This is a genomic window from Roseovarius atlanticus (assembly GCF_019802205.1).
GTDB lineage: Bacteria > Pseudomonadota > Alphaproteobacteria > Rhodobacterales > Rhodobacteraceae > Roseovarius > Roseovarius atlanticus_A.
The window spans coordinates 462992-481285 of sequence record NZ_JAHVHQ010000004.1 but is presented as its reverse complement, the minus strand read 5'-3'; the positions used below and the strand labels follow the sequence as shown (position 1 = coordinate 481285).

15 protein-coding genes and 1 tRNA gene are annotated in these 18294 nt (G+C 63.9%); 2 read left to right on the top strand and 14 right to left on the bottom strand.

The window, feature by feature from the left end:
- Positions 1-2: 2 nt before the first annotated feature.
- Both KUV49_RS18975 and KUV49_RS18970 read left to right on the top strand, forming a co-directional pair.
- Entirely contained in the window at positions 3-3062 is a 3060-nt protein-coding gene (locus KUV49_RS18975) for a VWA domain-containing protein (protein ID WP_222452512.1), read from the top strand.
- A gap of 5 nt (positions 3063-3067) precedes the next feature.
- On the top strand, positions 3068-3442 hold the full coding sequence (locus KUV49_RS18970) for a VOC family protein (RefSeq protein ID WP_222452511.1): 375 nt from the start codon (positions 3068-3070) through the stop codon (positions 3440-3442).
- Between the two features lie 251 nt (positions 3443-3693).
- On the opposite strand, the gene KUV49_RS18965 is transcribed toward KUV49_RS18970, so the two are convergent.
- The 14 genes from KUV49_RS18965 to KUV49_RS18900 form a co-directional block, all read right to left on the bottom strand.
- Entirely contained in the window at positions 3694-4026 is a 333-nt protein-coding gene (locus KUV49_RS18965; protein ID WP_222452510.1) for a DUF1491 family protein, read from the bottom strand.
- A gap of 73 nt (positions 4027-4099) precedes the next feature.
- Positions 4100-5008, bottom strand: coding sequence for a GTPase Era (era, locus tag KUV49_RS18960; RefSeq protein WP_222452509.1), 909 nt, complete (start codon positions 5006-5008; stop codon positions 4100-4102).
- Between the two features lie 59 nt (positions 5009-5067).
- The gene (locus KUV49_RS18955) at positions 5068-6054 is read right to left on the bottom strand and encodes an NAD(P)H-binding protein (RefSeq protein WP_261391596.1); all 987 of its coding nucleotides are present in this window, start codon (positions 6052-6054) and stop codon (positions 5068-5070) included.
- A 120-nt stretch (positions 6055-6174) separates the two neighbouring features.
- Complete coding sequence (locus KUV49_RS18950; protein WP_222452508.1) at positions 6175-7971, bottom strand: ABC transporter transmembrane domain-containing protein; 1797 nt, start codon at positions 7969-7971, stop codon at positions 6175-6177.
- A 105-nt stretch (positions 7972-8076) separates the two neighbouring features.
- A tRNA-Gly gene (locus tag KUV49_RS18945) sits at positions 8077-8150 on the bottom strand.
- 116 nt (positions 8151-8266) lie between these two features.
- Positions 8267-9184 (bottom strand): SMP-30/gluconolactonase/LRE family protein, encoded by a 918-nt coding sequence (locus tag KUV49_RS18940; protein WP_222452507.1) that lies wholly within the window; start codon positions 9182-9184, stop codon positions 8267-8269.
- A 10-nt stretch (positions 9185-9194) separates the two neighbouring features.
- Positions 9195-10700, bottom strand: coding sequence for an aldehyde dehydrogenase family protein (locus KUV49_RS18935; protein WP_222452506.1), 1506 nt, complete (start codon positions 10698-10700; stop codon positions 9195-9197).
- 37 nt (positions 10701-10737) lie between these two features.
- Positions 10738-12186, bottom strand: coding sequence for an aldehyde dehydrogenase (locus KUV49_RS18930; protein ID WP_222452505.1), 1449 nt, complete (start codon positions 12184-12186; stop codon positions 10738-10740).
- 35 nt (positions 12187-12221) lie between these two features.
- Positions 12222-12599 (bottom strand): carboxymuconolactone decarboxylase family protein, encoded by a 378-nt coding sequence (locus KUV49_RS18925; RefSeq protein ID WP_222452504.1) that lies wholly within the window; start codon positions 12597-12599, stop codon positions 12222-12224.
- Between the two features lie 47 nt (positions 12600-12646).
- Complete coding sequence (locus tag KUV49_RS18920) at positions 12647-13066, bottom strand: hypothetical protein (RefSeq protein WP_222452503.1); 420 nt, start codon at positions 13064-13066, stop codon at positions 12647-12649.
- Position 13067: 1 nt separating this feature from the next.
- Positions 13068-14732, bottom strand: a complete 1665-nt coding sequence (locus KUV49_RS18915; RefSeq protein WP_222452502.1) for a GMC family oxidoreductase — start codon at positions 14730-14732, stop codon at positions 13068-13070.
- Positions 14733-14761: 29 nt separating this feature from the next.
- Positions 14762-15739, bottom strand: coding sequence for an ABC transporter permease (locus KUV49_RS18910; RefSeq protein WP_222452501.1), 978 nt, complete (start codon positions 15737-15739; stop codon positions 14762-14764).
- Positions 15736-16692, bottom strand: coding sequence for an ABC transporter permease (locus KUV49_RS18905; RefSeq protein WP_222452500.1), 957 nt, complete (start codon positions 16690-16692; stop codon positions 15736-15738). The genes KUV49_RS18910 and KUV49_RS18905 overlap by 4 nt, the downstream gene beginning before the upstream one ends.
- The gene (locus KUV49_RS18900) at positions 16689-18218 is read right to left on the bottom strand and encodes a sugar ABC transporter ATP-binding protein (RefSeq protein ID WP_222452499.1); all 1530 of its coding nucleotides are present in this window, start codon (positions 18216-18218) and stop codon (positions 16689-16691) included. The genes KUV49_RS18905 and KUV49_RS18900 overlap by 4 nt, the downstream gene beginning before the upstream one ends.
- Positions 18219-18294 lie beyond the last annotated feature (76 nt).

Here is an 18294-nt window from a genome sequence, read left to right as displayed (position 1 = left end):
CGATGACAATTTCCACCGCCCGCGCTCTGGCGCTGACCACCACGCTTCTGGCCGCCCCGGCGGCACTCGCGAATGACAATGTCATGGTGGTCTTCGACGGCTCCAACTCCATGTGGGGCCAGATCGACGGCACCGCCAAGATCGAGATCGCGCGCGACGTCATCGGCAACCTCCTCGGTGACTGGGCCGACGACCGCAGCGTCGGCCTCATGGCCTATGGCCACCGCAGCCGTGGCGATTGCTCGGATATCGAGGTCATCGTCGAGCCCGGCGCGGCGAAACGCTCAGAAATCCTGGACCGCATCAAGTCGATCACCCCCACCGGCAAGACCCCCCTGACGGACGCCGTGGAACAGGCCGCTACACAGCTTTCCTACACCGACCGCCCCGCCACCGTGGTCCTCATCTCCGACGGCCTGGAAAGCTGCGAGCGTGACCCGTGCGAGCTGGCCCGCGCGCTGGAAAAAGGCGGCGTCGGCTTCACCGCCCACGTGGTGGGCTTCGGCCTTGGCGCCGACGAGGACACCGCCTCGCTCGCCTGCATCGCCGAGGAAACCGGCGGGCAATATATCCAGGCTTCCAACGCCGACGAACTGGGCGCGGCCCTCTCCGCCGTCGCCACCGCCGTCGCCACGCCGGACCCCGAGCCCGAACCGCAGGCCCCGGCCGTCACCGTCGATGCGCCGGACACCGCCGTCGCCGGCAGCCCCACCACCATCACCTGGGACCCGACCCAATCCGAGGCCGACTACATCGCCGTCACCCCCGCAGGCGCGCCCGAAACCGAACTCGGCCAATACACCCGCATCGGCAAGGACACCGACGTCACCCTCGCCATGCCCGGCGAGCCCGGCGCCTACGAGGCCCGCTATTACAGCACCGAGACCAAGACCGTCCTCGGCACCGACCCGATCGAGATCACGCCAGCCCAAGTCACCCTGCAAGCCGCCGACACCGTCCAGACCGGCGCGCCCGTGACCGTCAGCTGGTCGCCCACAATCAACCCGCGCGACTACATCGCCATCGTCCCCGCGGGTGCCGATGCCGGCACGCTCGCCAATTACCGCGCGATCAACAAGCATGAGTCCTTCGACCTCACCGCCCCCGCCGACCCCGGCATGTACGAGATCCGCTACATCCTCAACGTCGACAGCCGCACCGTCGCCAGCCGACCCATCGAGGTGGCCGACCCGCAGGTCACGCTCCAGACCCCCGAAACCGCCCTCACCGGCGCCGAGATCCCGGTCAGCTGGTCCGGCACGGTCAACGCCAAGGACTACATCACCATCGTCCCCATGGGCGCCGAGGAAGGCACCTACACCAACTACTTCCCCGTCCGCGACGACAGCTCCGGCCGCCTTCTGGCCACCGCCGATCCGGGGATGTTCGAGATCCGCTACATCCAGCGCGAAGGCAACAAGACGCTGGCCCGCGCCACCATCGAGCTTCTGACGCCCGAGGTCACGATCAGCGGCCCGGCCACTGCCGTCACCGGCGCGCAGGTCCCGGTCAGCTGGACCGGCACAGTCAATGCCAAGGATTACATCACCATCGTGCCCGCCGGGGCGGACCCCGACACCTATGGCAGCTACCAGCCGGCGCGCGACGACGACACCGTGACGCTCACCATGCCCTCCGACCCCGGCATGTACGAGCTGCGCTACGTCCTGCGCGAAGGCCCGCGCGTGCTGGCCACCGCCCCCATCGAGGTGGCCAACCCCGAGGTCACCGTCTCCGGCCCCGACACCGTCGCCACCGGCGCGCAGTTCACCGTCTCCTGGACCGGCACGGTCAATCCCAAGGATTACGTCACCATCGTCCCCGTGGGGGCCGAACCAAACACCTACGGCAGCTACCAGCCCGTGCGCGACGACACCGAGACGCGCCTCGTCGCCCCCTCCGATCCCGGCATGTACGAACTGCGTTACCTCCTGCGCGAAGGCCCCAAGGTCATGGCCACCGCGATGATCGAGGTCACTGAGCCTCAGGTCACCGTCTCCGGCCCCGAAACCGTCTCGACCGGCGCGCAGTTCGCCGTCTCGTGGACCGGAACCGTGAACGCCCAGGACTATGTCACCATCGTCCCGGTGGGGGCCGAGCCCGCGACCTTCGGCAGCTACCAGCAGGTCCGCGACAAGTCCGAGGTCAACCTGACCGCGCCTTCCGATCCCGGCATGTACGAATTGCGCTACCTCCTGCGCGAAGGCTCCAGGGTCATGGCCACCGCCATGATCGAGGTCACCGAACCGCAGGTCACGATCTCCGGCCCCGACAACGCCGCCACCGGCGCCTCGGTCACAGTGGAATGGACCGGCACCGTCAACCCGCAGGATTACGTGGTCGTCGTCCCCGCCGGCGCGCCCGAAGACGCGTTCGGCAATTACCAGGTCGTGCGCGACGCGTCCGAAGTGGCGCTCACCATGCCCGCCGATCCCGGCATGTACGAGTTGCGCTACCTGATGCGCGAAGGCCCCAAGGTGCTGGCCACCGCCATGATCGAACTTACCCCGCCCGAGGTCACGGTCACCGGCCCCGACCAGGTGCGCGCCGGCGACGATGTCACGGTCGAATGGACCGGCACGGTCGCCACCAACGACTACATCACCCTCGTCCCGATGGGCGCGGCGGATGACACGTTCGGCACCTACCTCTCGGTGCGCGAGGCCACCTCCGCCACCCTCGAAGCCCCCTCCGACCCCGGCCTTTACGAGTTGCGCTACCTCCTGCGCGAAGGCACCCGCGTGCTGGCCCGCCAGACGGTCGAGGTGCTGGCCGCAGATGCCGCCCTCAACACCGGCGCCGCCCTCACCGCCCCCGACAGCGCGGCGCCGGGCAGCACCATCGACGTCTCCTGGCAGGTGGACAGCACCAGCGCCGACCAGCGCATCACGCTGGCACGCGGCAACCAGGCGATCTTCACCTGGCTCCAGGCGGTCAAGATCACCGACGGCGCCACCGGCGTGCAAATCGACCTGCCGAATGAACCCGGCGTCTACGAGCTGCGTTTCCTAGACGTCTCGGGGCAAGAGGTGCTCGCCCGCAAGGTCATCACCGTGGAGTAGGACCCATGCACAAACCCCAAGGCTACCCGGACGTCTCCGCCTACCTGATTGTGCCGGACGCGGCGGCGGTGCTCGACTTCTGCGCCGCCGCCTTCAACGCCGACCGCCTGCGCGTGATCGAACGCGAGGGCGGCGGCGGCATCATGCACGCCGAATGCCGGATCGGCGACAGCGTGGTGATGATGGGCGAAATGCCGGACGGCCCGCCTGCCCATCTGCACCTCTACCTCGCCGACGCCGAAGCCGCCTTCGACCGCGCCGTGGCAGCGGGGGCCGAGGTGATCCAGCCGATGCAATCCAAGGGCGACGGCGACCTGCGCGGCGGCGTCCGCGATGCCAGCGGCACGACCTGGTGGATCGCCCGGCAGGAAGAGGCGTAGCACCCCCCCCGGCTGTCACATCGCCGTCCCCGTCCCGGACCTGATCCGGGACCTGCCGGCCACCCGGACCAACGCCCAGGGCATTAACCGCCCCTTTACTGCGCACGCCCCGTTAACCCGCCGGACCCTTTGAAACCGCACCGTCGCAATACCACCCGGATACCGACGCGATACCAACGTCTCGTTTTCACCGAATCCAAGTTAGTTAACCTGTGTCCGACCCCGCAGGGTGGGTGCCAACCCACCTGCCCTCAATCCCGCAAGCCAGGCTCGTCCAGCAGGTGCCGACCCTGCCGGTCCTCCACCTCGATCACCCACAGATCGGGATCGAAAGACCGCTGTTTCGCCACCGCCTGATCGACATCGCGCTCGTCTCCCTCAGCCAGCGTCACCCATGTCCGCGCACCGCTCATCAGGTCGAAAGACCGTTGGAAAACAGACGCTTGCCCGTCCAGCGTGTTCAGCTTCACCAGCACCGCGCCGCCGGTGTCATCGCCATGCGCCACCACGAAGGCCGGGATTTCCATCAGCCGCAGCCGCGCCAGGTAGGCCTGCACCCAGAACTCAGCCGTCAGCCGGCTCATCGCGCATCCCGCCCCGGACCCCGATTTGGGGCCTGCCCCGGACCCCGATCCGGGGCCTCTGTGCCAAGGTCCGTCACCCGTTCCCGTCCTTGAAATCAAGGCCCATCTCGGAATACCGTTCGGCTTCCTCCAGCCAGTTGGGCCGCACCTTCACTTGCGTGAACAGGTGCACCCGCCGCCCCAGGAACTCTTCCAGCTCGGCACGCGCCGCCTGGCTAACCGCCTTGATTGTCTCGCCTTTCTTGCCCAGGACGATCCCCTTGTGACCGTCCCGCATGACATAGATCACCTGGTCGATCCGCGCCGATCCGTCCTCGCGCTCTTCCCAGTTCTCGGTCTCGACGGTCAACTGGTAAGGCAGTTCCTGGTGCAGCCGCAGGGTCAGCTTTTCGCGCGTCATCTCGGCCGCGATCATCCGCATCGGCAGGTCCGCGATCTGGTCCTCGGGGTACAGCCACGGCCCTTCCGGCACCTCGCCCGCAAGCCATGTGCGCAGGTCCTCGACACCATGCCCCTTTTCGGCGGAAATCATGAAAGTCTCAACAAATTCATAGCGTTCGTTCAGGTCCTTGGTCAGCCCCAGCAGCACCTCGGATGGCACCCGGTCGATCTTGTTGATCGCCAGCGCCACGCGCCGCCCCTTGGGCAAGGCGTCCAGCCCGTCCAGGATCTTCTCGACCCCTTCCGTGACACCCCGATGCGCCTCGATCAGCAGCACGATCACGTCCGCATCCGCCGCCCCGCTCCAGGCCGCGGCCACCATCGCCCGGTCCAGCCTGCGGCGCGGCGCGAACAGCCCCGGCGTGTCCACGAAGACCAGCTGCGCGTCACCCTCGATGGCCACGCCACGAATGCGCGCCCGCGTGGTCTGCACCTTGTGCGTCACGATGCTGACCTTCGCGCCCACCATGCGGTTGAGCAGCGTGGACTTGCCCGCATTGGGCTCCCCGATCAGGGCGATGAAACCGGCGCGTTGGGTCATGATGCAAAGCCTTTTGTCATAACGGCCTCCCCTACCCGATCCATCCGCGCTTGACCAGTTCAGAACACCGCATGGTCGCCCCGCTCCACCGTGACTTCTCCCGCCGCGAGCCTTGCATAGAACGCCTCCAGCCGGTCCTGCCCGAATTCCGGCGTGGCATCCGCATCATAGCTTTGCCGGGCCTCGTCCCAGACCAGCATCGACTCGGTCGCGTAGTACCGCCCGATCCGCGCCAGCTCCGCCTTGGCGCGGGCACGCCTGTTTAACCTCCCGGTAACACTCAATGTGGCAATGATGACGTCGAGCAAACCCACCGGCACCCGTTTCATCCGGAACGGAACGCCCAGCGAATCGGCCAGCAACCGGCCTTGCTCCTCCGGGGTCAGTGCCGGACCGGGCCCGCCCACCGGCAGGATGCGGTTGTCGCAGGCCGGGTTGGTCAGCGTGTTCGCGATGAACCGCGCCAGGTCGCCGTCGCTGATCGGCTTGCAGGCCGTCAGCCTGCCGTCGCCGAAGGCCAGGTAAGGCTTGCCCGCCCGCATCCTGTCCATCTGCCCGGACAACGATTTGAAGAACGCCGTCGGCCGCACGATCACGTGGCACAGGGTTGAGGCCTGCAACTCCGCCTCGAAGGCCAGCTTGGCCTTCTGGAACGCCAGCGCCGGTTTCTGCACGCAGATCGCCGACAGCAGGACGAACCGCCCGACGCCCTGCGCCTCTGCCGCCCGCAGGGCCGCCGCGTTCAGCCCATGGTCGACAGCCCAGGCATCCCCGGGCGCGCCGGTTCGCGAGGCCAGGCAACTGACCACGGCGTCGGCCCCGCGCATCGCCTTCTCCAGTTGGTCGGGCGCCGACAGGTCTCCGATGACACGCTGCACCTGCTCGGGCACTGCCGGGTCGGCGCGGCGCAACGGGCACACGACGTCATGGCCATCGGCCAGCAGCACTTCCAGAACCGCCCGCCCGATCGTGCCGCTTGCCCCCAAAAGGACAACACGCATCGTCGCGCCGGACGGCTGCAAAAGATAGGCTGAATCCTCGCGCATCAACGGCACCCGCTGGTGTTTTGGCAAGTCTACACACGGCACCATCCGAAACCAACGCACCGCCGCAAATCCTTTGAGAAAGGATTTGCCAAAAGCTTTCCCAAAGCTTTTGGCCGCGCCCTAAGCCGCCGCCCCGTCGGTGAACTGCAACCGCGCCAGCCGGGCATAAAGCCCGCCCTCGGCCACCAGGCTGTCATGGGTGCCTTCCGCCACGATACGGCCCTGCTCCATCACGATGATCCGGTCGGCCTTCTTCACCGTCGCCAGCCGGTGCGCCACGATCACCGTGGTGCGGTCCCGTGCCAGCCCGTCGACCGCCTGCTGCACGGCCCGCTCGCTCTCGGCATCCAGCGCCGAGGTCGCCTCGTCCAGAAGCAGCACGGGCGCGTCCCGCAGGATCGCGCGGGCGATGGCCACCCGCTGTTTCTGGCCGCCGGACAGCATCACGCCGCGCTCGCCCAGATAGGTGTCGTACCCGTCCGGCAACGCCATGATGAACTCATGCGCAGCCGCCGCCCGTGCCGCGGCCTCGACTTCGGAATCCGCCGCATCAATCCGGCCGAAGCGGATATTGTCCCGCGCCGACGCGGCGAAGATGACCGGCTCCTGCGGCACCAGTGACAGCTCCGCCCGAAAGTCGGGCCGCGCCATCTGATCGAGGCGCACGCCGTCCAGCGTCACCTGTCCCGATTGCGGGTCATAAAACCGCTGGATCATCTGGATGATCGTGGTCTTGCCCGCGCCGGACGGCCCCACCAGCGCCACCGTCTCGCCCGGTTCGATCACCAGGTTCAATTCATGCAGCGCCGGCGCATCGGGGCGCGTCGGATAGGTGAAGCTGACATTCTCGAAGGCAATGCGGCCTTTGACGGGGCGCGGCAGGACCTCGGGGTGCGCCGGGTCCTGGACCTCGTCCTCGGCCTGAAGCAATTCGACCAGGCGTTCCGTCGCGCCAGCGGCGCGCTGAAGTTCTCCCCAGATCTCCGACAGGGCGGCCACCGACCCGGCCACCATGACCGAATAGATCACGAACTGCACCAGCGTGCCGCCGGTCATCTGGTCTGCCCGCACATCCCGGGCACCGATCCACAGCACGCAGACAATCCCGGTAAACACAAGGAAAATAACGATAACCGTCATCAGGGCGCGCACCCAGATGCGCCGCCGGGCCACGTCGAAACTGCGCTCCGTGACGTCCGAAAACGCGGCGCGACTGGCCGTTTCATGGGTAAAGGCCTGAACCGTCTGCACGTTCAACAACGCCTCGGACGCATTGCCGGAACTGGCCGCGATCCAGTCCTGGTTTTCGCGGCTCAGCTTGCGCAGTTTACGCCCCAGGGTCAGGATCGGCACGATGATCAGCGGCACCAGAAGCAGCACCATGCCGGTCAGCTTGGCCGAGGTGAACAGCATCAGGACCAGACCGCCGACAAAGATCAACAGGTTACGCAACGCGATGGAGATGGACGACCCGATGACCGACAGTATGAGCGTCGTATCGGTCGTCACGCGGCTCAGGATTTCACCCGTCATCGTGCGTTCATAGAAGGCCGGGCTCAGCCCGATCACCTTGTCGAACACCGCCTTGCGCATGTCTGCCACGACCCGTTCGCCCAGCCGCGTCACCAACGCGTATCTCAGACCCGTACCGATCGCCAAGAGCCCGGCGATACCGACAGCCGCGAGGAAATACTGGTCCAGGATCGCGCCGTCCTCGGCTCCGAAATTGTCGACCACGCGCCGGACCGCCAAGGGCAGCACCAGCGAAACACAGGCCGTCATCACCAGCGCAAGTATCGCAAGCGTCAAAAGCCGCCGATACGGACGCAGGAACGGCCAGAGCTCCGACAAGGCGCCCATACGCTTCGACTTCGCCCGCTCAATCATGTCTGCGCCGTTTTCGGCCTTGCGTACCATGTATCCCCAAACGTGATTTTTCCCGGACCTCCTCATGGCCGCGCGGGACGCCGGGGTCAAGGGCGTTACGGTCTTTCACCGTCCGTGGAACTGGAAGGAAGAGGCTGGAGCGGGCGACGGGAATCGAACCCGTATCATCAGCTTGGAAGGCTGAGGTCTTACCATTACACAACGCCCGCTCAACAGTTCAGACGGATATTTCATGCAAACGGAAGGGTCAAGTGCCAGGTAGACATCGGCCCGTAGCCGCTTTTGTTGTCCTTCAACCGGAAGAACCCCGATCGATCGTGCCGATCTAATTCAGCACAGAGGCATACCTGATACCCGTCGTGTTGAGAAAGACCGAGTAAACGCCGGTTGTGGCAGTAATGAACAGACGATTGTAGCGCGCCCCGCCAAAGCAGAGATTCGCGACAACTTCAGGCACTTGGATTTTTCCGATGAGTTCCCCGCTGGGCGCCAGGCAATGAACCCCGTCCCAGGCACTGACCCATAGGTGACCTTCCACGTCCACCCGAAACCCGTCGGGAATACCGGGAGAGATTTCCGCCAGAACACGCGAGGCACCCAGCTTGTCACCTTCCACATCAAAGGCGCGCAGATGATGTGGCGCGCTGCGGTCGGTCAGCCAACCACTGTCAGCGATGTAAAGCGTGCTCTCATCGGGTGAAAAGGCCAGGCCGTTCGGCATGTCCATATCATCGACGACGACCGCAAGCTCTCCATTCGCCGGGTCGAGCCGGAAAACATGACACCCTGTTTGCTCCTGCGCCGCCTTGCGGCCGACATAGTCGGATATGATCCCGTAGTTGGGATCGGTAAACCAGATGGAGCCATCGGATTTCACCACCACGTCGTTCGGCGAATTCAATCGTCCGTCTGCGTGCCGGTCCGCCAAAACGGTTACCGTCCCATCCGTTTCCGTACGCAAGACCCGGCGTCCACCCTGTTCACAGGTCACCAACCGTCCCTGCCGGTCTCGGGTAGAGCCGTTCGGGTTCTCCATCCCCGCCCGAAACAGCGAGACGACGCCAGTCTCTTCTTCCCATTTCAGCATCCGGTCGTTGGGAATGTCGCTCCAGATCAGGCAGCGCAGATCGCCGAACCAGACCGGGCCTTCGGCCCAGCGGTTCTCTCCATGCAGCTTCTCGAGAAAGGCAACGGGGTCGATCAGCCGCGCAAAGCGCGGATCCAGGATTTCGAAGCAATCCATCTCCACCTCCCTACGCCGGCAGCCGGATGGCGACTGTCTTGGATTCCGAGTAAAGTTCCAAAGCCTGAGCACCGAGATCGCGCCCCCATCCCGACTGCTTGAAACCGCCGAACGGCATGGTGGCGTCGTTGAAGTTGTGGGTATTGACCCAGATCGTTCCGGCCTTGATTCTCGCGGCCAATCGGTGTGCACGTCCAAGATCGTTGGTCCAGATTGCGGCAGCCAGCCCGTATTGGGTGTCATTCGCCGCCTTGGCCAACGTGTCGATATCATCATCGTCGAACGGCACCGCGCAAACCACCGGGCCAAAAAGCTCCTCACGCATAACCGACATGTCCGGTGTCACATCGGTAATAACAGTCGGTTCTATGAAATAACCCTCGCGATCGGCCGCACGCCCGCCGCAGATCATCTCGGCGCCGTCGGTGCGCCCCTCGTCAAGCAACCGTAAAATGCGCGCCTGCTGCTGGTCCGAAACGACCGGCCCGAGTTGCGTCTCGGTGTCGATTCCGGCTCCAATGCGCATGGCGCCGCCCGCCTTGGCAACGCCCTCGACCACCCGGTCGAAGACGTCTCGATGCGCAAATAGCCGGGTTCCTGCACCACAGCTCTGCCCCGCATTGAAGAAAGATCCGAAGGCGGCGCCATCGATGGCCGTTTCGAGATCGGCATCCTTTAGGATGATGGTCGGGGCCTTCCCGCCCAGTTCAAGGCTCACCTTCTTAAGGTTCCCGAGCGCCGCCGTAGCAATCGCGCGCCCGGTCGCCGTCGATCCGGTGAAGGCCACCTTCTCGATCCCCGGATGTCCCGAGATCGCGGCTCCGGCTTCGGCGCCATACCCCGTAACTAAGTTGAGCACACCTTCTGGCAGGCCGGCTTCGAGTGCCAGTTCCGCCACCCTGAGGGCCCCCATGGGCGTTGCCTCCGCGGGCTTAAGGACAATTGTGCAGCCGCAGGCCAGCGCCGGCGCCACTTTCCAGGCCAGCATCGCCAGGGGGAAATTCCACGGGATGATCTGTCCGACCACTCCAATCGGTTCGCGACGCGTATAGGTGTGCCACTCGCCGGGCGCGTTTACGGTCATTGTCTCGCCGTTCAGCTTCGTGGCCCAGCCAGCATAGTATCGAAAGACATCGGCTGTGAAAGGAACCTCGCCGTTCAGGCTGTCGCTGATCGGCTTGCCATTCTCGAGAGTATTGATCGTCGCCAGTTCTTCGGCATGGTCGAGAAGGCTCTCGGCCAGCCGCCAGATCAGGCGCGACCTGTCCGAAGGGGACATGCGCCCCCATGGCCCGTCGAGTGCCTTCCGGGCCGCGGCGACGGCGAGATCGACATCCGCTTCGCCCCCGGCAGGAACCCGTCCAAGGCACGATCCATTGGAGGGGTCGAGCACTTCAAGCGTTTGCCCGGAAACCGCCGAGCGACGGTCCGCACCGATCACGAGCCCATGCTCTCGGCGCAAGAATTCCCGGGCGGCATCCGGTTGTTCGGATGCCGCAGCAACGTTACTGGTCATTTGATCTTCCTCTCTTCGCGTCTTCCGTGCCCGCGCCTCAGCGCTGGACAAATGGCGCCGGTATCGAATTTTCCATGTCGATCCAGACGGACTTTTCCTGAAGGTATTCCCGGATGGCGGTCTGGCCGTTCTCCCGACCAATGCCCGATTGCTTCACCCCTCCGAAGGGCGAAAGCGGGCTGGTTGCGCGATACATGTTCACCCAGACCGTGCCAGCTTCCAGACGTTCGGGCAGGCGCAATGCCCGGCCGATATCCTGCGTCCAGACTCCCGCCGCGAGACCGTAAATGGTGTCATTGGCGATCGACACGGCCTCTTCCTCGTCCTCGAACGGGATGACGGACAGTACAGGACCGAACACTTCCTCTTGCGCGATCCTCATATCCTGGCGGACGTCGCCGAAGATGGTCGGCTCGACGAACCAGCCGTTCCCTTCGGGCGCCGTGCCCCCCAGCATGCAACGCGCCCCCTCGCCCTTGGCGATACTGATATAATTCAGCACCTTGGTGCGCTGCGGCTGGGTCGTGATCGGCCCGACCTGGGTCTCGGGGTCCAGCGGATCGCCCATTTGCGCCGAGCGCGCGAAATCCACAAGACGTTCGAGCACCTCGTCATAGACCGATCGCTGCACCAAGGCACGTGATCCGGCAATGCAGGTCTGCCCGGACGCCGCGAAAATCCCGGACACCAGTCCGGGAATGGCGGCTTCCATTTTGGCATCCTCGAAGACGATATTGGCGGACTTACCACCTAGTTCGAGCGTCACCTTCTTGAGGTTCTCCGCCGCTCCGCCATAGACCTTGCGACCGGAGGCATCGCCGCCGGTGAAGGCAACCTTGGCGACCTTCGGATGTGTCACCAGAGCTTCGCCCATTTCCTGCCCCAGGCCAGTGACGATGTTGACGACACCGGGCGGGAAGCCCGCCCTTTCGAACAACCGGCCAAACGCCAGGGCAGAGACAGAGGAAAACTCTGACGGCTTCCAGACGACCGTGCATCCTGCGGCCAGCGCCGGTGCCAACTTCCAGGACGCCAGCATCAGGGGCGAGTTCCATGGCGTGATCGCCGCGACGACACCCACGGGTTCCTCGCGGGTGTAGTTCATCACTCCCGGCTTATCGATCGGGATGACCCGACCCTCGATCTTGTCTGCAAGACCACCGAAGTAGCGATACCATTGCGGCATGTAGTTGAGCTGCATGCGCATCTCGGCAATCAGCTTGCCATTGTCCCGCGTCTCCAGTTCGGCGAGATGTTCGGCCTCTTCCGCCAAGAGATCCGCAAAGCGGTTCAGCAAAAGCCCGCGTTTCGACGCGGTCATCGACTTCCACTCTCCACGGAACGCCGCGTCTGCTGCCTCCACCGCGTTCTCGACATCTTCTGCGCCGGCGCGCGGAAGCCGCGCCCAGACCTCGCCTGTGAACGGATCGTGGCTGTCGAAATATTCCCCGGAATGGGCGCCGGTCCAGCGCCCACCGATTAGCATTTCATGTGTCTCTACGGAAACCTGATTGCGTGGCATTATTCGTCCAGCTCTGCCAGTGCTTCCTTGGCGGTCCGGAAGCTGTCGACGCCTGCCGGCACACCGGCATAGATAACGACCTGAAGCAGGACCTCGCGGATTTCTTCCTTGGTCACGCCGTTGCGGATCGCGCCTTTCACATGCATCGTCAGTTCGTGCTTGCGGTTCAGGGAGGCGAGCATCGCGATGTTCAACATCGAGCGGGTCTTCTTGTCGAGCGTATCGCGGCCCCAGACGGCGCCCCAGCAATACTCCGTCACCAGTTCCTGAAGCGGCATGTTGAAGTCATCTGCCGCTCCGATCGATTTCTCTACAAATTCGGCGCCAAGCACCGATTTGCGAATTTCCAGGCCCTTGTCGAATGTTGCCTTGTCCATGGTTTTTTCCTTTCAATATTGGGATTTGAGATAGTATTCGGGCTGCCTTAGTCGGCGAGTTCCGGTGTCGGCTTGTAGATCGGCCCGCGCGCGATGACCCGCGCCAGCGAACCGTCCGTCAGATAGTCCTGCGTTGCCTTGGAATCGTAGGGCACGCTTTCCTGCCCCGGGTATCCGATCAGCTCACGAACCTTCGGGTTCATGTAATAGGTGCACAGCGCGACGGAGCTGAGCGCCTCGAAGGCTTGAGGGTCCTCCTGCACGATCCTGTCGAGATGCGCGGACGCGCCCTCTTTCAGGTCCGTGGCCAGCGCCCGCGAAAAGCCTTCCTTGAGGTCCGTGCGGAAATCCAGCGCGGCCAGCGTTTCGTCGAAGGTGCAGACCTTCGAGAAGGCCGGCATGCCATCATGGGCCGGGATCAGGTCGTCGGCCAGTGCCATGAATGTGGTCGATTGTTCTTGGGTCATGTCAGGCCACCTTCTGGTTTCTGCGTTCCGCGATCAGCCGGCGCGTGTTGCGAAGCGCGACAGCCATGATGGTTGCGGTCGGGTTGGTCGCGCCCGACGTCGGGAAGGTCGACGCGTCCATGACGTAGAGGTTCGGCACGTCATGCGCCGCGCCCCACTGATCGACGACCGAGGTTTTCGGATCCGCGCCCATGACTGTTGTCCCAATCAGGTGCCATCCGCTTTCGCGAACCGGCGTGCTCACCAGCGTCTCGACCGCCCCGGCAGCTCTCACGCTTTCCAGGCACCGATCGATGTTGAACTGGAGCAGACGATTGGAATTCTCGTTGACCTGATAGCGGATCTGAGGCGCCGGCAAACCGTCGCTGTCCGTAAGATCAGAGGAGAGAACAACCTGATTGCTTTCTTCGGGAAGGTCTTCTCCGACGATCCCCCAGATCAGCGAATGCCCGAAACGTCGCGCCACGTTGTCGTGAAGGTTTCCACCCCAGAAATCGCGATAATCGCCCTCTTCCGAGACATACACCTTTGAGCCGATGGCCCCGGACACCCCCACAGGGCCGCCCGACGGCATGCAGTTCCACTTCGATCCCCGAACGAAGCCGCGGCTTTCATCGGTCTCGTAGAATTCGAGCGAATAAATCTGTTGGCCGAATGGCCCCCGCCAGCTGTCGAGCGGATCCGGGAAGGATGCCAGAACCGATGCGAAGGGGTGCATCATCAGACGCTTGCCCACCAAGCCGGATGAGTTAGCCAGCCCGTCCTCGCCGCCGGACATCAGCAGCAGGCGCGGTGTGCCCACCCCGTTGGCGCAGAGGATGACAACTTTCGCCTTTTGACGCCGCTGGCGTCCGTTCGCATCGAAGTAGACGACGCCGGTCGCCAGGCCTTCATCGTTGGTTTCGATCTCCGACACGCGCGCGTTGGTGATAAGCATGGCCCCCGCCTTGAGAGCCATCGGCCAATGGGAGCGGTCGGTCGTCGATTTCGCCCCCTCGGGACACCCCGTCAGGCAGGTGCCGCGACGCACACAGGGATTCAATTGCCCATGCTGCTCCGAGGGGATCGCGTTGGAGCCGGGCCACCAGTGCCACCCCATCTTTTCCTGGCCTTCGATCCCCTTGTAACCCACGCTGCCCATCGGCAACGCCGGAAATGGGTACGGCCCGCGCGGCGGATAGGCCGGATCGCCCGACAGGCCGGAAACGCCGACCTGACGCTCGATCTCAAGCTGGTAAGGCAGCAGTTCCTCATAGGACATCGGCCAGTCATCTGCGACACCGTCGAGGCTCCGCACGCGGAAATCCGAGGGCAGAAAATGCATCCACTGCGCCCCATATAGGTTGGCGCTGCCACCGACCCCCGCGTACATCAGCGGATTGATATCCGTGGTGGAGGTATCAACCGGATAGTCGCGCGGATTGTCCCTGACATTCGGGTTCGGGTGCCACAGCTTGGTCGAGACCAGCTCGTGTTCGGGGCGTGCGCCGGTGTAGTCTGCGTATTCCGGCCAGTCGCCCTGCTCCATGACGACCACTGACATTCCAGCCTTGGCCAGCTCCAGCGCTGCGACCGACCCGGACGGCCCGGCCCCGACGATCAGGACATCGACCTCCTCGTCGCGACGTGGCCTGCGGGGTTTCGTATTGAGTTGCGAAACTGACATGTGTTTCTCCTCCACTTGAGATTTCCGGCTCACATCAGCCGCGCGCGGTAGAACGCTGCCGCACCGATAATGATGATGCCCTTGATGACTTCCTGCAGCTCGATCGGGAAACCCAGCAGCAGGACGAGGTTGCTGATCACGACGAGCACCACGACGCCGGTCAGCGCGCCGACGACAGTGCCGCGCCCGCCCGAGAGAGCGACGCCACCCATCACCGCCGCGACGATCGAATCCAGTTCATAGCCCTGTCCCACCCAGTTCGACACGGTGCCGACATAGCCGAGCAAGAACAAACCACCGATGCCGGCGCATACCGAACAGATGACGTAGCACAGGATGGTGATCCGATCCGGCGACAGGCCATTGAGACGCGCAGCCTGCGGATTGGTCCCCACCATGTAAATCTGGCGGCCCAGACGGGACTTGTGCAGCAACACACCGGCGGCCAGGGCCAGAAGAAGCAGCGCAATGAGGTTGACGGGAATGCCCATCACCCGCCCCGATGCCAGCCAGCTCATACCCGGTGGCAGCGTCGAAATCGGTGCCCCGCCGGTGTAGGCAAAGCGCGCGCCTTGCAGGATGATCATGGTTGCCAAGGTCGCAAGGAACGGGCTCACGCCACGTCGCGCGACCAGCCAGCCATTGACCAGCCCCACCAGCGCAGACATGACCAGCGCCGCGGCGAATATGGCCGGGATCATGGAATCGTCGGTTGATTTGAACGCGGTGGCCATTACCGCCACCGTGGCCATGAGCGAGGCGACTGAAAGATCGAGCCCGCGCACCAGGATGACGAACACCTGGCCGATCACGACCATGCCGAGCGGTGCGGCGATGGTCAGGACATTGACTATGTTCTCGGGCGCCAGGAATGCCGGCGACGTCGCCGCGGCCACCACCAGAAGAAGACCGAGGAACATGTAGAGGCCCCACTTCTCCATTATGGCCGCAATGTTCAGACCCTCTCCGCCGGCCGTGCGTGCCGGGCTCTTGTCCGCTTCCATCATTGTGCCTTTCCTCTCGAGCGATGCAGACCAACGGCGATGATGATGATCCCGCCCTGGACCACCCATTGCCAGTAGCTCGACACGCCCGCGAAATTCAGAAGGTTGTTCAACATTGTCACAAGCAACACGCCGAGAAAGGTGCCGAGCACGCCGCCACGCCCACCTGCCAGGATGGTACCGCCGACGATGACCGGCGTGATCGACTGGAGCGTGAGGGCCGTGCCGATCCTCGGATCGCCGACCCCGGTCTTGGCCGTCAGGAACACTGCGGCGAGCGCCGAGCACAGACCCGCAAGCGCAAAGGCAAGCACCTTGACGCGGTTGACTGGTACGCCGTTCAGGCGGGCAGCCTCTTCATCCCCACCGACGAAGTAGATCATGCGCCCCGACCGGCTGCGTTGCAGCCAAAGCCCAGCCACGGCGAAGAAGAACACCAGGGCCAGTGCCGGGATCGGCACCCCCCAGAAACTGCCATAGGCCAGTTCCTCGAACACGATCGGAACAGATCCGCCGGGTATCTTTCGATACATCAAGGTCAGGCCGAATATCACCGACGACATGCCCAGCGTCACGATCAAGGGATGCACCCGGAGCGTGACCGACAGAAGTCCGTTGATTGCCCCGACCAGCGCCCCCAAGAGCAGCGCGGCCGGAACGGCCACCCACATCAGATGCGGTTGCCATTCAAGGAACGAGGCAAGGAAAACCGTGACCGCCCCGACCAGGGCGCCGATCGAAAGGTCGATCCCGCCAAGCAGGATGGCGAACGTCTGCCCGAGACTGACGAGGCCGAGCACGATCATCTGCTGAAACAGAGAGGAGAAATTACGAAATGTCAGAAACCGATCCGACACCTGGGCGCCCGCCACCAGAATGATGATGAGCAGCGCCAGGACAATAAGATAGCTCGGCAACAGGCGGTTGCCCCGAAAGATTGCGATCAGCGCACTCATGACAAGACCTCCCGGGTCGCCGTGGTTACCCCATGGCTGGCGACCGCATATTTCATGATCGAATCTTCGTTGATGTCGTCCCCGGTGACTTCCCCGGTGACCACGCCATTCGCCATCACGACCACGCGATCGGACAGCCCCACGACCTCGGGCAGTTCGCTGCTGATCATGAGGATGGCCAGTCCCTTGTCGGCAAGCTCGCGAATGATACGGTAGATTTCGACTTTGGCCCCGACGTCGACGCCGCGCGTCGGCTCATCGAGGATCAGCAGCCGGTCCGAAATTCTTGTCCAACGGGAGAACAGAACCTTCTGCTGGTTGCCGCCGGACAAGGCCCCGACCGGCGTCTTGACCGACGGTGTGGCGACCGAGAAGGCCGCGACCTGCTCCTTGGCGATATCGCGTTCCCGCGCGGCATCAATCATCGGTCCGGCGCTGACGTCCTTAAGGGCCGGAGCGACCACGTTCAGTGACACCGGCATCGACAGGAATAAGCCCTGCCCCTTACGGTTCTCGGTCAGATACCCGATGCCCCGGGCGATGGATTCGGCCGGACTGTGATTCCCCAGAGGTTGACCATCGAGCAGGATTTCCCCGCCGTCGACCGGCCCCACCCCGAACACGGCATCCGCCACTTCGGTACGACCGGAGCCGACCATCCCCGCCATGCCGACGATCTCGCCCGCGCGCAGTTCGATTGAGACATCACGCACACGCTGCCCGGAGGCAAGACCCCGGATGCGAAGCACCGGGTCTCCAACGGGCGGCCTGGCCGCCTTCGGCGGATAGATCCCGGTAATCTCCCGTCCGACCATCATGCTGATCATCTGGTCGCGAGAAAGCTCTGCCACGGGCCGGGTGCCAACCACCTGGCCGTCCTTCAACACGGTGACCCGATCGGCAATCTCGAAAATCTCTTCAAGCCGGTGCGAGATGTAAACGATCCCGATACCCTGCGCGCGCAGGTGGCGCATCCGGTCGAACAGAAGATCCACTTCACGGCCCGAGATGACTGCCGTCGGCTCATCAAGGATAAGCAAACGCAGATCCCCCACCAGAGCCTTGGCGATCTCCACCATCTGCTGGTCGGCCAGCGGCAGGTCATCAACCCGCGCTGCAGGATCGATGTCGACACCGAGCATGTCGAGCACTTCACGCGCCCTGCGCATCCGGGTCCTTTGAGAGATCAATCCCAGTGCTCCGCGCGGCTGGTGGTCGATCAGGATGTTTTCGGCAACCGTCAGTTCAGGAAACAGCGCCAGTTCCTGGTGGATGATATGTATACCGGCATCGCGGGCCTGTCGCGGCGAGCGCCATGTCACCGTCTCGCCCAGATAAGTGATGCTTCCACCATTGGGTCGGGTGCTGCCACCTATGACTTTTGTAAGCGTGGACTTGCCCGCACCGTTCTCCCCCAACAAGGCATGAACTTCACCCGGCAAAACCTGAAAATCGACTTGGTCCAGCGGCTTTACACCCGGATAGACCTTCTCGATTTTCTGCAACTCGAGAACCGGTAATGACATTGGCTCCTCCACTTCCTCTACCGAACAACCCGACGCCCCTGCCCCACATCCTCCATGCGGGGCAGGAAACGATTTT